Source organism: Paenibacillus barengoltzii G22, from assembly GCF_000403375.2.
Lineage (GTDB): Bacteria > Bacillota > Bacilli > Paenibacillales > Paenibacillaceae > Fontibacillus > Fontibacillus barengoltzii.
The window spans coordinates 204,738-216,948 of the sequence record NZ_KE159652.1 but is presented as its reverse complement, the minus strand read 5'-3'; the positions used below and the strand labels follow the sequence as shown (position 1 = coordinate 216,948).

Here is a 12,211-nt window from a genome sequence, read left to right as displayed (position 1 = left end):
AACCTTGAAGCGTGTTCGACATCGAATCTTGAACTCAGCCGGGCCTTCCGCTGCTCACGTACCCCAAACGTACGCTCCGCTGCTCTGTCCCTCGCTTCATCCAACCTTCTCACCGGAACGCCGATGCCGCAGCATCCGCGATTTCATCGGCCATTTGCATGACCTTGTAAAGCGAGGTCATCTGCAGCGTCCAATAGGGCTTGGGACCGTTGACGTTCACGACTGCAGCGATGCTGTAATGCCCGACCTCAGGCAAGCTGGCTCCGACGGACTGGGCCGGTTGCAGCGGCTGGCTGGACACGAGGTACGTCCCTACGGAATCGGCCATCCCCAGGCAGGCATCGATGGCGATGATCACGCGCCCTTCGGGAATTTCGGACATGCGCCTCTCCAGATTGGTTGCGTCACACGGCTCGCGGAGTGTTCCGATGACGTGCTCAAATCCCAGCTCGGTCAGCTTCGTTCCCACCAACGGCCCCAGTGCGTCTCCCGTCGACCGGTCCGTACCGATGCACAGAAATGTAACGTCCTCACGAAGATGCCGGGCACGAATGTCTGCAAAAAAAGCCGCCAGCTCCCTGCCGTTCAGCTTCCTCCGGTTTACTCCCGCTGCCGGCCATTCCTTCTGTTCCTGCATGACCTAGACACGCTCCCTCCCGGTATTTCGTAACCTGATTGTAACTCATTCGGACGCCAGGCCGCAAAATTTCATGAACCGCTTCCCTCGTGGTACAATAGCTAATAACCCATAAATCGGAAGGATGAAAACTTATGGATCTGTCCATCAAGAGCAAGGAAAATATTGAGTTCATGATCGAAGCGATCAAAAGCAAGCTGAAAATGGCTTCCGCAGCAGCGATGTCGGCGTCCGCATTCCACGTTAACCAATATGATGATATCCGCGATGTTTATGACATCGTCATGAGCAAAGAGCGGCTCAGCATCTCCGAAGTGGAAGCGCTGGCTCAAGAACTGGGAAGACTGCGGAACAAAGCCTAACCGGTAAGCGGCTCTGAATCACAGTTAGCGTTCCAGCTGGAACACGGTTTCGGCTTTCCCTACTTCCCAGCCCTCATCGTTCTTGATCGAAGACGGGAACGCCTCGCGGAGCTTCTGCAGCGTTCCTTCGTTTTCGTATCCGAGCTGCTCCAGTACGGATAAAGCGATCATTCCCCACTCTTCCTCGGAACCGTCCTGAATTTTAAACGTGATCCCCACGCGCTCACGGCGCAAAGCAAACGCATAAACCCCTTTAAAACCGCCTTTGGCCACGATATTCGGATCGTCCAGCAGGATCGAATCCACCCGCCCGGTGCCAGCAACCAGCAAGGGTTGACGGTTCATGGCGTTAGTAATCACTCTGACTGCCTCAGCGGTAGCCGCATCCTCGATCAAATCCGGACATGCCAGCTTCAAATAGGCGGAAGCCAAAGCGGATAACGGAAGGGCGAACACAGGAAAACCGCAGCCATCTGTACCCAGAGTAATCTGCGCTTCCGTAAGCCCTGCCAAGCCCGCCAGCGTCGTCAAGATTTCCTTCTGAGCCGGATGCTCCGGATGATTATAGCTTTCCAACGGGTATCCTTTCATTTTGCAATAAGCCAGAACGCCTAAATGTTTACCCGAACAATTATGGTAGATTCGGCGATACGTCCCGCCTTGTCGAAGCAGCTGTTCCTTGGCAACCCGATCCAGCGGCAGGCTGGGAGCGCAAATGAGCCGTTCTTCGGTCAGCCCCGTCTTCTCCAAAATTCGATTCAGCGTCTCGACATGGATCTCCTCAGCTCGGTGTGAAGCGGCCATAATGGCAATCTCCTCGTCAGTTAGCCCGTAAGCCTCCTTAATTCCGGCACGGATCCCTGGAATCGCCTGGATCGGCTTGGCCGCAGAGCGAGTAAATACGGTGGCTTGGGGATTACCCGCTCGCCCCACAATGTTTCCTCGTTCATCAACAATACAAATATGACCATAGTGAGCGCATTCCAGCAGCCCCCCGCGATATTCATTCACCAGCAAAGCTTCGTTATAGTTCATCTCTTGTTCTCTCCTTAACCTGATCCATTCCCTGCACACATTTTGCTCCATTCCTACACAGTATAGTACTTTGGAAGCCCGCTGGCTATAGAGCCATCTAGCAAGAAGCAAGAGAGCGCCAGGTATACGATAAGGGCGTTTGTGCAAACTATTTACGGTTTCATAAGAGAACAAAGGAGGCAACATCCATTGACCCAACCCGAGGACCTGCAGGAGCAGTATGTCACGAGGCAAATCCGGGCTGCCCAAGCCGGCGAGTATCCTGAGCATAAAGACATCGACGAAGCGGAGAACGGCTCCATGGTGAATGACATGGAGGATCTCATTCAGCTGGGAGAAGATATGGAAGCTATGCAAACCAACCGAGAAGATAAGAAGGACGGCTTACTGCCCGATCCCGGACAATAAATATAAGCAAAAAAAGCGTTGCCCCCATATCCCCAAGGCAACGCTTTATGTGGTGTTCATATGATTCATGATTTGCTTTAGGCGTTCGGTCGCCCGCTTCTGAATGCGGGATACGCTCATCTGAGAGATCCCCAGCTTCCGGGCAATGGACCTTTGGGATTGCCCTTCCTGATAGGCCATCAGCAGAACCTGCTGTTCCTGCGCCTTTAATTGTCCCAGCGCTTGTTGCAAATCCATGCGGTTCTCAAGCGCATCGTAGTCGTCCGCATCCGCACTGATCATTTCACCCAGCGTTACGGCGCTTTCGTCCGGTGATAAGGGCGAATCCAGGGACACGTAATGATAACAATCCCGTCCGGCCAGTACCTCAACCGTTTCTTCCACCGAGAGCTCCAGAACCTCCGCGATCTCCTGTACATTGGGAGATCGCTCCAGCTTCAGCGTCAGCTCATCAATCGCCTGCTGAACCAGCGCTCCCTTTTCTTTAATTCTCCGCGGCACTTGAATATACCAAGACTTGTCGCGCAAATAATTTTTCATATGCCCGATCATGCTCTTCATCGCATACGGTTCAAACGGAATGCCCAGCTCGCTATCATACTGCTGCAGCAAACGCACTAATGCCATTTCGCCCACCTGGTAGAGGTCTTCGTACAAATCCGGTCGATTTCGAGCAATTTTCGCGGCGGCCATTTTGACCATCGAATCGTATTTCCAGATTAACTGCGTGGCGATCTCATTGTCTCTGGTTTGCTGGTACAGTTGAATGAGGCGGGTAGATTCGTGCAAAGAAGCTTGGGGAGCCGCACGATCGGTCATACCTTCTCTTCACTCCTCTGGAGTCGGCGGACCATCGTCACCCTTGTGCCTTTTCCGGATTGCGTTTCCACGCGGACGTCGTCCATGAGCGCCTGCATCAGATAGAAACCTAATCCGCCAATCGGGGCCTCGCTCAACTCTTTTTCGTGTAGAGTCACGCCTCCAGCCTGTCGCCACGGCTCAAAGCTCTCCCCTTCATCTTTGACCGTAATAGACAAAGCATCCGTTAAGATCTCAAACGTGATCTCCATTTTGCCGGCATCCTGCTTGTACGCATACAACACCGTATTGTTGCAAGCTTCGGATACCGCCACTTTCATGTCTTCAATTTCCTCGTACGAAAATCCCATCTTGGAAGCAATACCGTACAGATTCAGCCTAACAATATCCACGTATTCTGCCGTAGCCGGTAGGCTGATGACAATTCTCTCTGTTTCTTCTATCATTAAGACTCGATCCTTTCCTTATTGGGAGTTCTCCTGCTCCGCGAAAAACTTAGCAATCCCCGTCATTTCAAACAGCTTCCGGATATGGTCCGGTACTTCCTGTACGTAAAACTTCGAGCTCATCCCATGCCTCGCTTTTAAGATGGACAGAAAAATTCCGATTCCGGTGCTGTCGATGTATTTCAACTCCTTCAGATTCAGGACTAAATCCGCGTCATCGATGCCAACCAGCGGATCCATCACCTTCCGGAAATCCGGCGCTGCAGACAAATCCAACTCACCTCGCAGCGATACGGTACAAACTCCGTTTTCTCGTTGGGTTGTGGTGGAAAATTTCAAACTTTTTCTTGTATTCATGAAATACTCTCCCTGGAATAGGTTTTCTTAATACAACATAACCCAGCTTGTCCATGACTGAATCAAGGAGGGTTATTTGAACGAGATCCAAACCAGACATCTATCATCTTCTCGGTTCAGCGGAGCGGCATCTTGGAAGAACAACCGACTCATCGCCTCGCGGTCGAAGTGATGGCTGCAGGTCTTCAACTGCTCCTCCAGCCATGCCTGCCGTGCCTCTATGGAATTCTCCTGCCCATCTATCAACCCGTCGGTGTAGAGAACGAGATGACCGGGCCCTTCGTAATGTAGAACCTGCGGATAGGTTTCGATTCCATCAAACAAGCCTACGGGAGGCCCCACTTGATCAAAACGAACGGGTTGCTTCTTATCCGTGTAGAGGAGGGCTGGCGGATGTCCGGCATTCACGTATTCGATCACTTTGCGCCGGGTATCCACCACAAGATAGATGGCGGTGAAATAATATTGAATCAATTTGCTTTCAATATGCAGCTGGATAAAGCGGCGGTTTAGCTCCTCAATGACCAGCTTCGGTTCCACATAGGTAAACACGGTATCTTTGAGAACAGAGGAGATGAACATACAGAAGAGGGAAGAAGAAATGCCATGCCCCATCATATCCAGCAGGATCACTGCATACTTCCCCTCACCAAGCGAATACCAGGAGTACAAATCTCCGGCCAACTCATAAGAAGGCTTGTATAGGGCATCGATTTCGAACTCCGAATCATGGATCGGGGCGCTAAGGACCGCGTTCTGAACAAGCGACGCAAGCTTCAATTCCTCCTGGATGCGCTGATCCCGGTTCCGATGCCAGTCCTTCTCCAGCTTCAGCCGCAGTGCCAGACGAATTCGCGCCATCAGCTCCACCTTGTTGATCGGTTTCGTTACATAATCTACAGCTCCGGCATCCAACGCTTCCGCCAGCTTGTGGGAATCCCCAACGGCTGTAACTACGATAACGGGAATCTCCTTCAGATGTTCGGAGCGCTGCAAGATCCGACAAGCCTGAATCCCGTCCATCTCCGGCATCATCATATCCAGCAGGATCAAATCCACATCGGATGGTCCGCTTTCGTCAATCAAATCCAAATCTTTGACACCAAGCCGCTCGAACATGTCCCGGGCCGAAGTGACGGTGACCGTGTTGCGATAATTTTCCTTCTTTAAAATCTCACGTATGATCATGGTATTTGTCGGATTGTCGTCAACGATCAATATTCGCATCATAATCTCCTTATCCAATGAGACTTAGAAGTGCTATACGAATCATAGTGAAAAAAGAAGGAACGGGGCGCTTTCCCGTTCCTTCTCGATTCACAATGCGGGCAAGGCTTGAGTAACATAGTACATTACCCAGTCCATCTTTGGTTGAAGCGGCAAATGGAATGGCCGCTTCACGTCCGCTTAACTCCGATACTTCTGCCAGACATCAGCGGCGAGATCCACCCATTTGACCCAATTCGCCGATTTACGATTCGTTTCCTGCTCCGGTTGTTCTCCTTCCGCTTGCAGCGGCTGGACTGAAGGTACAGAAGTTGCCGGGGCCGGAGATGCCGGAGCTTTGCGCTTGGCCAACAGCGGACGGCTGGCGATTCGACGGGCAAGGGCTGCCGAAACCTGCTTTGTTGCCAATGTCACTTCACTTAGCACTTCCCCCGCATGCTTAACCGATTCCATCAGCGGGTCGATCTGCTTCATTTTGTGCTGAATGTCGCCGGTCAGTTCATTCGCTTGCCGGACGATCTGCCGGACGTCGTTGCCGAGCTCATCAATCGTTTTTTGTACGTCCTTCAATGTTTCGGTGGTCGTCTTCAGCGAATGTTCCGCCGCTTTCAGCGTCTTGACCAAATAAACGACAAGCACCACAAAGGCCGCTGCAGCCACCGCCACGCTGATCTCCCAAATCATACCTGTTTCCTCGCTTTCCGTCCTTGGGCGTTCACCCATTCTTTCCTTAACTATACACGAAAATGGACGGAAGTGTGCGTAGAACCGTGAAATAAGATTACTTCTTTCGACGTAAAAATGAAAAAACCGCTTGGCCACTTCCTTACTCAAGAACGGGGCCAAACGGCATGATTTGATTTATTTCAGGACGCTGCCACCAAACATAAAGCGGTAAACCCAGGAGCCGTCAAGCTTGTCGACAATCACTCCGCCAGCTTCATTAGAATAGGTGTGCAAGAGCTGACCGTCGCCAAGATAGATCGCAACGTGGGTAATCCGTTGGCTTTGCTTGTCGATTCCTTGGTAAGACTTGGCCGAAGAGCCTTTGTAGCTCATGAAGAAGACCAAATCACCGCGCTTCAATTGATCGATGCTGTATACGGCTGTTCCATTGCTCTTTATGTAATCCCCTTGTTTACGGGAATCCGCAGGGAGCGTGATGCCCAAAGCATCCTTATAGGCTTGTCTAACGAAATCAGAGCAGTCAAATGTATCCGTATTGTTGCGGCTGGAGCCGTACTCGTACGGAGTGCCGAGGTATTTCATACCGGCCTGAATGACTTGCTCGATCTGCTGGCTGATCCCAGTGGAAGGAGCGGGAGTAGGCGTTGGCTGCGGTGTGCTAGATTGTCCTCCAATTTCCAAATATTTATCATTCGTACTAACGTAACCTTTCATCCCGTCTGCCGTCTGTACTTTATAGAAATACTCATTGCTTTGCTCGAGAATCGTTAGCGTCGTCCCTTTGCGAAGCATTGTAATAACGTTGCCCGAGGTGGACGGTTGATCACGCAGATTGACGCCGTAGGTCACCGTTGCAGGCAAATTGAGCGAAGGTTGGGAAGGAGCGGTGTTTACAGTTTCCAGTTGAATGTATTTTTCGTTCGAACTAACGTAACCGGTGCTCCCATCTTCGGTTTGTACGAGATAGAAATATTTATTGCTTTGATCCAATACGGTGACTTCGGAGCCTTTTTTCAGAAATCCAATCACTTTCCCCGATGTGGAAGGTTTGTCACGGAAATTGACACCGCCGACAATATGGCCTTTGGTGATCGATTGTGAAGTTGCAGTTGCGGCGGATGCCTGATGAGGGACGGCTGTATAAGTAGAGAGAAGAATGGCACTCAACAATGTGATGGCTACGCTTCGTTTCATTTTCATGGGTGTTATCCTGCCTCCTAGTGTAAGTTCTTGGTGTTCGTCTTGTTCCAAAATCTCCTTTCTCTAGTTCTTGCACCCATTATAGCGATTGTCGAAATCAGTCTAAATCGGTCGAAGATCACTTTATAGAAAAGCGCTTTCAAAGACAATGGCCCTAGATTTTACCTATCGGAATTAGAGGCAATCGACCTATAAAAACTGGACGAATGTAACCTATAGCAGCCCTTCCCGTGCAATAGCACCGGATTTCTGCAACGAAAGTACCCGATTTCATTTGTAACCGCATAAATTACATATTAATTCCAATTTAACCAATCGGCCTATTTTTTAGGGACAAATGCCCGCTTTTTCGCCAAAAAAGCCCGAACGGCAGGCTTGGTAAATGTTACCTTAGGCCTGTCCATTCGGGCTTGATTTCACCTTCATCCTAATTCTTCAATCATCCTTATGACTTCCCGTCCAAAATCGAGTCCTATCTTTCTTTAGGCTCAACATGAACGTGAACATGCATAACGTTTTGCTTCTTTCTCATCCGTTCCTCAACCCGGTCACTGATCTTATGACTTTCGATCACCGTCAATTGCGGATCTACCTCAATGACGACATCGACCAGCACGTGATTCCCGTGAACCCGGGCCTTCAAGTCTTTAATTCCTTCCACGCCTTGAGTTCGGGCAATAGTGCTGCGCAGGTCGCCCAGTTCCTTTTCATCAAATCCATCGGTCAGATTATGCGTCGATTGGCGGAAAATATCCCAAGCGGTTTTACAAATAAGCAAACCTACCGCAATCGCAGCAACTACGTCCAGCCAAGGCAGCCCGAATTGAGCCCCGATAATCCCAACTGCTGCGCCCACACTCACCAGCGCATCCGACAAATTATCCTTGGCCGCCGCCATGAGCGCCTGATTGTTAATCTGCTTCGCCAGCCTGCGGTTGTAAGCATAGACTCCGCCCATCGCCAGAGCACACACGATAGCGATCAGAGCCGACAGAATGTCTGGCTCGCTATGCACACCTTCGATCAATGACCGGACCGCACCTATGATGACTTGAATACCAACCATCGCCATAATAAAAGAAGCGACTAATGCAGCGATCGTCTCCGCACGAAAATGACCGTAAGCATGGTCGGAGTCCGGCGGCTTCTGTGAGATTCTAAGTCCGATCAGCACTGCCACCGAAGCCACGATATCCGTAAGGTTGTTAAACCCGTCGGCAAGCAGCGCGCTTGAATCAAACACAAACCCGCTGATTAATTTGAAAGCGGACAGCAGTAAATAAGCGGCAATGCTTACCCAAGCTCCGCGTTCCCCTTTGCGTATATCGTCGTAAATATCCAAGTCCCGCACCTCCAGACTTCTCCCCGAAGCCAATAACCTACTTCTTCAAGCTCTCAGTTCAAAACAAAACATCAAAAGCGTTTTATCATCGTAGCAAATCAACCCCGTGTAAGTCTAGAGAAACAGTGTTGCCCCCGGGAAAAGCAAGCCTTCATCATTATTCCCGTTGTACGCGCATTTAAAAACGTATAAAATAGGGACACCCCCTTTCCAATGTCAAGGAGATGATCAGCGTGACGGAAAATGAAGAACCACGTAAAATCGATTTGGCCGAAGCGATGCGCCAAAAACTGCAACAGAAAAAGCAGCAGCAGCAAAACGGCAACAAACCGGGATTGAAAGACAGTTTTCAAACCAAAACACTGAAGAGCCAAAATAATAAGAAACCGAACAACCAGCGCCGCCGGACGGGCGGCTCGTAAGAACGTAAGAGGTGCAGTAAGAGGCCCATGCCGCAATCGCATGGGCCTCTTCTAAGTTCTGATAGAGTCAGATACAGTTAGTTCCTCCGTGTAATTTCCCACTGAATCCAAGCCGCGTCGCTTTCCCTACACTCACCGTTTAGCTCCAACGCCACGGTCCATCTTTGCTCATTTCGTACCGTAACGAGATGGCCCTCGCCTTCCTTCGCCGGTTGGATCCACAGGTCAAAGCTTGCGTCCGCAATGCGCAGACCTTCCAGTTTGCACTCCTTATCGTGCCATGCGCTAGGAAGCTGCGGCTTCAAATGTAGCAAACGCCGGTGTGCCTGTGGACGGACGCCAAAGAAGTGACGGATCAACGGGACCGCCAGCGCGTAAAGGGTCCAAGCCTGTACAACACAGCCGTAGTCTGGAGACATTTCCGTGAAAGACCCGGGCAAAGCCACGGAGAAGGTGCGCAGCAAGCGACGCAGCAGCTCCAGCGCTTCGTCTGGATGGCCGTTAGCCACTTCAGCCACAGCGTGGACCCCCGTTGAAATCGTCATCGTCCCTTGCTTGTAAATCCCTGATAGATACGTTCCGTATGGACCGATAAACTCCTCCGACCGCATCGTCGCAAGCGCTCTAGCTGCTTTGTCCGGATCCGCGATCCCCGCCTCCATGGGGGTAACGATGACCCAGTTCTTGTTTAATAGCCATGCCTGGTCACTTACATGACCGGTCGTTCGTTGCAGCAAACTCCTAATATATTCCTCATACTCGGCGATTCCTTGCTTGCGGGCAAGGGAGATCATCACATCTGCCTTGGCCTCAACCGCTTCACGAGGGGCAATCGCATCACCGTACAGCCCTTCATCTTCACACCAGTACGCCTGATTCAAGGCAGCTACCGCCCGTTTCGCCAGCTCGCAGTATTTGACGGCATTCGCAGATTCACCAAGCTGCTCGCTCATCGCGGCCATGGCCTGAAGTGCTTTCGCCGTATAAACTGCGCTGTCGATCAGTTCCATGTTGAGCCCTGCGATCTCAATAATGCCGTAACCGGAAGGGAATAAGTCCCCGTCACCGTCCATTTCTTCCAGGAGCCAATCAATGCCCTTCACGCAGTATTCGTAATGGCGACGCAATAACTCTTCGTCGCCGGTCCACTCAAATAAATCCCATACAAATGCGATGTAATGTGCCGTCTCTTGAGTATTCCCCGGATTCGCAACCGCCCCCATCGTCGTGATCTCGTGGACGATTCTACCGTTGCCGTTGACTTCTTCCGATTTGCTTCGCAGCAGCTCCAGCGTGTCGATCGCCAGCTGGGCGTCTCCGATCGCAAGCACGCCTTGCAAAGCATACGTACTGTCACAGCCGAACCACCACGGGTAAGTGGGCCCCCCGGCTGTCAGACCTCGTCCCAGTTGATCTACGGTTTGCACTAGCCATTGATTGTTCCATTTCGCCCAGGCAAACGCTTCGTTCAACAGCGTCTCTCCGGCAATTTCTAAGCGCGCTCGCGCCTCGATCTCTCGATAAGCCGCCTTTTTTTCCGCCAGAAGTGCTTCGTGCCGCAAGGTCAATCGCTCATAGGTTTGGGTGCATTCCGCTTCCGAGGCATACGATCCTGCAGCAAACAGCCGAAATTCAAACGTCTCCTGGCCGGCTAACTCGATCTGCGCCCGAAACGCAACGCCGCAACCCGCTCCGGCAGTGAACTCAGGCCCATATAACGACGTTCCCGTTTCTATATGGGGCTCCGGCAAGTCCGTACCAATCTGTACGAACCATGGATGTGCCGAATCCTTTACCAGTACCTCGCAATCCGCTGTTTCCATTGGTTCGTCCCGTTCGCCATCAACAATCCCCATATGTTCCGAGAACCACACCGGGCGTAGGTCTGTCCGGGCGAGTAATTCCAATCCTAGCCGCACGGTTTCTCCTTCGTAAGCCTGCACTCGGTATTTGGCGATAAAGCCTTTTTCCCGCTCCGGCGCAAATTGAATCCGCTCGATGGACACTGGAATATGACTGAGTCCATGGTCATACTCGAATCGGCTTCCCCAAGGCTCGTTCGTAAACGTATCCGCCCGAGTCCAAACGGAAATCCCCCGATCCAAATCGGTTACCTTCAGCCAGAAGCCGTCGAGCAGCTTAATTGGATGCAGCCATACACCTCCCATTTCATTGGCGACATGATGCCCGAAATCGGGAAAAGTCCCGTCCTGCGCCCCGCAAATTTTGATATATTCCCCGGCGTTGTAATATAAGTTAAACGGATGTTTGCTGCTTCGTCCGGTCATGAACATTCTCCTCATTGTTAGTAGATTCGCTTAGCCCTTAACGGCCGAAGAGATGGAGATCCCTTCGATGAAATACTTCTGGACAGCAAAGAATACGATCAGAGCCGGCAGCATCACAAGAATTGTGGCTGCCATCAGCATATTCCACTCCACGTTGTACAACCCTTTGAACATGGAAAGCCCCAGTGCCAGGGTATATTTCTCATTGGAATTCAAATAAATCAGCGGACCTTGGAAATCGTTCCAAACCCCCATAAAGGTAAAAATGGACACGGCAATCAACGGCGGCATCGATAAAGGGAGAATGATTCGAATAAAGATCTGCAGCCGGTTGGCTCCATCCACAAATGCCGACTCGTCCAGATCCCGCGGGATGCCCCGAATAAATTGACGAATCAGGAAGATGTTAAAGGCACCTCCGCCGAAAAAGGCGGGCACAATCAAAGGCAGAAACGTATCCACCCAGCCTGCTTCCTTAAACATGATGAACATCGGAATCATCGTGACTTGGGAAGGCAGCATCATCGTCGCGAGCAGCACCAGGAACAGCGTCTTTTTTCCCTTAAAACGAAATCTGGCAAAGCCGTAAGCACACAGTGCAGAGGAAAAAACCGTTCCAATCAGAACTGGCACTAAAATCGTCAGCGTATTCAGCAAAAAATTAAAAAACGGAATCGCCTGAACGGCATCGGAATAGTTGCTCCATAGCCACTTCTCCGGTAAGAAGTTATCCTTAAACACTTCCGCCGGCGTCTTCAGGGATGTAAAAAAAGTCCACAGCAGCGGCACGAGCACGACCGCAGCTCCAGCTATAAGGATCAACAGGCTAAGGATTTGAGCTGGGCTGAATCTCTTGGTCGCAAGGTTCATCGTGATGCCTCCTCGTATAGTATCTTTAAAAAGCTCTTTTAGGTTCATTTCCATCCCCCCGGGGGATGGAAAACAGCCTCCAAATTTTCAGCTTGTTCTTTGAAAATTCTA

14 protein-coding genes are annotated in these 12,211 nt (G+C 51.0%); 3 read left to right on the top strand and 11 right to left on the bottom strand.

Annotated features, from left to right (window positions below):
* Positions 1-109: 109 nt before the first annotated feature.
* Positions 110-637: a spore protease YyaC gene (gene yyaC / locus C812_RS01060; RefSeq protein ID WP_016310856.1), complete on the bottom strand. Its 528-nt coding sequence runs from the start codon at positions 635-637 to the stop codon at positions 110-112.
* A 134-nt stretch (positions 638-771) separates the two neighbouring features.
* Here yyaC and C812_RS01055 point away from each other — a divergent pair, with 134 nt between their 5' ends.
* Positions 772-999 carry a DUF1128 family protein gene (locus C812_RS01055; protein ID WP_009226836.1) on the top strand — a complete coding sequence of 76 codons (228 nt, stop codon included), beginning with the start codon at positions 772-774 and terminating at the stop codon, positions 997-999.
* A 24-nt stretch (positions 1,000-1,023) separates the two neighbouring features.
* Here the strand turns inward: C812_RS01055 and C812_RS01050 are convergent, their stop codons facing one another.
* Positions 1,024-2,034, bottom strand: coding sequence for an asparaginase (locus C812_RS01050; protein WP_016310855.1), 1,011 nt, complete (start codon positions 2,032-2,034; stop codon positions 1,024-1,026).
* Between the two features lie 189 nt (positions 2,035-2,223).
* Between C812_RS01050 and C812_RS01045 the strand changes: the two genes are divergently transcribed.
* Positions 2,224-2,442, top strand: a complete 219-nt coding sequence (locus C812_RS01045) for a hypothetical protein (RefSeq protein ID WP_016310854.1) — start codon at positions 2,224-2,226, stop codon at positions 2,440-2,442.
* A 45-nt stretch (positions 2,443-2,487) separates the two neighbouring features.
* Here C812_RS01045 and C812_RS01040 read toward each other — a convergent pair whose 3' ends face one another.
* From C812_RS01040 to C812_RS01010, 7 genes are all read right to left on the bottom strand, one after another.
* On the bottom strand, positions 2,488-3,261 hold the full coding sequence (locus C812_RS01040; protein WP_016310853.1) for a sigma-70 family RNA polymerase sigma factor: 774 nt from the start codon (positions 3,259-3,261) through the stop codon (positions 2,488-2,490).
* Entirely contained in the window at positions 3,258-3,707 is a 450-nt protein-coding gene (gene rsbW, locus C812_RS01035; protein ID WP_016310852.1) for an anti-sigma B factor RsbW, read from the bottom strand. Before rsbW ends, C812_RS01040 begins: the two co-directional genes overlap by 4 nt.
* 18 nt (positions 3,708-3,725) lie before the next feature.
* Positions 3,726-4,064, bottom strand: coding sequence for an STAS domain-containing protein (locus C812_RS01030; RefSeq protein ID WP_016310851.1), 339 nt, complete (start codon positions 4,062-4,064; stop codon positions 3,726-3,728).
* 72 nt (positions 4,065-4,136) lie between these two features.
* Positions 4,137-5,291, bottom strand: coding sequence for a PP2C family protein-serine/threonine phosphatase (locus tag C812_RS01025; protein WP_016310850.1), 1,155 nt, complete (start codon positions 5,289-5,291; stop codon positions 4,137-4,139).
* A gap of 180 nt (positions 5,292-5,471) precedes the next feature.
* On the bottom strand, positions 5,472-5,975 hold the full coding sequence (locus C812_RS01020; protein ID WP_016310849.1) for a DUF948 domain-containing protein: 504 nt from the start codon (positions 5,973-5,975) through the stop codon (positions 5,472-5,474).
* A gap of 177 nt (positions 5,976-6,152) precedes the next feature.
* Positions 6,153-7,178, bottom strand: a complete 1,026-nt coding sequence (locus C812_RS01015) for an SH3 domain-containing C40 family peptidase (RefSeq protein ID WP_016310848.1) — start codon at positions 7,176-7,178, stop codon at positions 6,153-6,155.
* Between the two features lie 472 nt (positions 7,179-7,650).
* Positions 7,651-8,520: a cation diffusion facilitator family transporter gene (locus C812_RS01010; RefSeq protein WP_016310847.1), complete on the bottom strand. Its 870-nt coding sequence runs from the start codon at positions 8,518-8,520 to the stop codon at positions 7,651-7,653.
* Positions 8,521-8,753: 233 nt separating this feature from the next.
* Between C812_RS01010 and C812_RS01005 the strand changes: the two genes are divergently transcribed.
* Entirely contained in the window at positions 8,754-8,942 is a 189-nt protein-coding gene (locus C812_RS01005) for a hypothetical protein (RefSeq protein ID WP_016310846.1), read from the top strand.
* 77 nt (positions 8,943-9,019) lie between these two features.
* Here the strand turns inward: C812_RS01005 and C812_RS01000 are convergent, their stop codons facing one another.
* Positions 9,020-11,230, bottom strand: a complete 2,211-nt coding sequence (locus C812_RS01000; RefSeq protein WP_016310845.1) for an alpha-L-rhamnosidase-related protein — start codon at positions 11,228-11,230, stop codon at positions 9,020-9,022.
* A 30-nt stretch (positions 11,231-11,260) separates the two neighbouring features.
* A complete protein-coding gene (locus tag C812_RS00995) occupies positions 11,261-12,100 on the bottom strand; it encodes a carbohydrate ABC transporter permease (RefSeq protein WP_016310844.1) in 840 nt (279 codons plus the stop codon).
* Between the last annotated feature and the right edge of the window lie 111 nt (positions 12,101-12,211).

Bases quoted from the DNA above. Each gene is read 5' to 3' on its own strand.
- yyaC (WP_016310856.1), bottom strand. From the start codon at position 637: ATGCAGGAACAGAAGGAATGGCCGGCAGCGGGAGTAAACCGGAGGAAG.
- C812_RS01055 (WP_009226836.1), top strand. From the start codon at position 772: ATGGATCTGTCCATCAAGAGCAAGGAAAATATTGAGTTCATGATCGAA.
- C812_RS01050 (WP_016310855.1), bottom strand. From the start codon at position 2,034: ATGAACTATAACGAAGCTTTGCTGGTGAATGAATATCGCGGGGGGCTG.
- C812_RS01040 (WP_016310853.1), bottom strand. From the start codon at position 3,261: ATGACCGATCGTGCGGCTCCCCAAGCTTCTTTGCACGAATCTACCCGC.
- rsbW (WP_016310852.1), bottom strand. From the start codon at position 3,707: ATGATAGAAGAAACAGAGAGAATTGTCATCAGCCTACCGGCTACGGCA.
- C812_RS01030 (WP_016310851.1), bottom strand. From the start codon at position 4,064: ATGAATACAAGAAAAAGTTTGAAATTTTCCACCACAACCCAACGAGAA.
- C812_RS01025 (WP_016310850.1), bottom strand. From the start codon at position 5,291: ATGCGAATATTGATCGTTGACGACAATCCGACAAATACCATGATCATA.
- C812_RS01020 (WP_016310849.1), bottom strand. From the start codon at position 5,975: ATGATTTGGGAGATCAGCGTGGCGGTGGCTGCAGCGGCCTTTGTGGTG.
- C812_RS01015 (WP_016310848.1), bottom strand. From the start codon at position 7,178: ATGAAAATGAAACGAAGCGTAGCCATCACATTGTTGAGTGCCATTCTT.
- C812_RS01000 (WP_016310845.1), bottom strand. From the start codon at position 11,230: ATGACCGGACGAAGCAGCAAACATCCGTTTAACTTATATTACAACGCC.
- C812_RS00995 (WP_016310844.1), bottom strand. From the start codon at position 12,100: ATGAACCTTGCGACCAAGAGATTCAGCCCAGCTCAAATCCTTAGCCTG.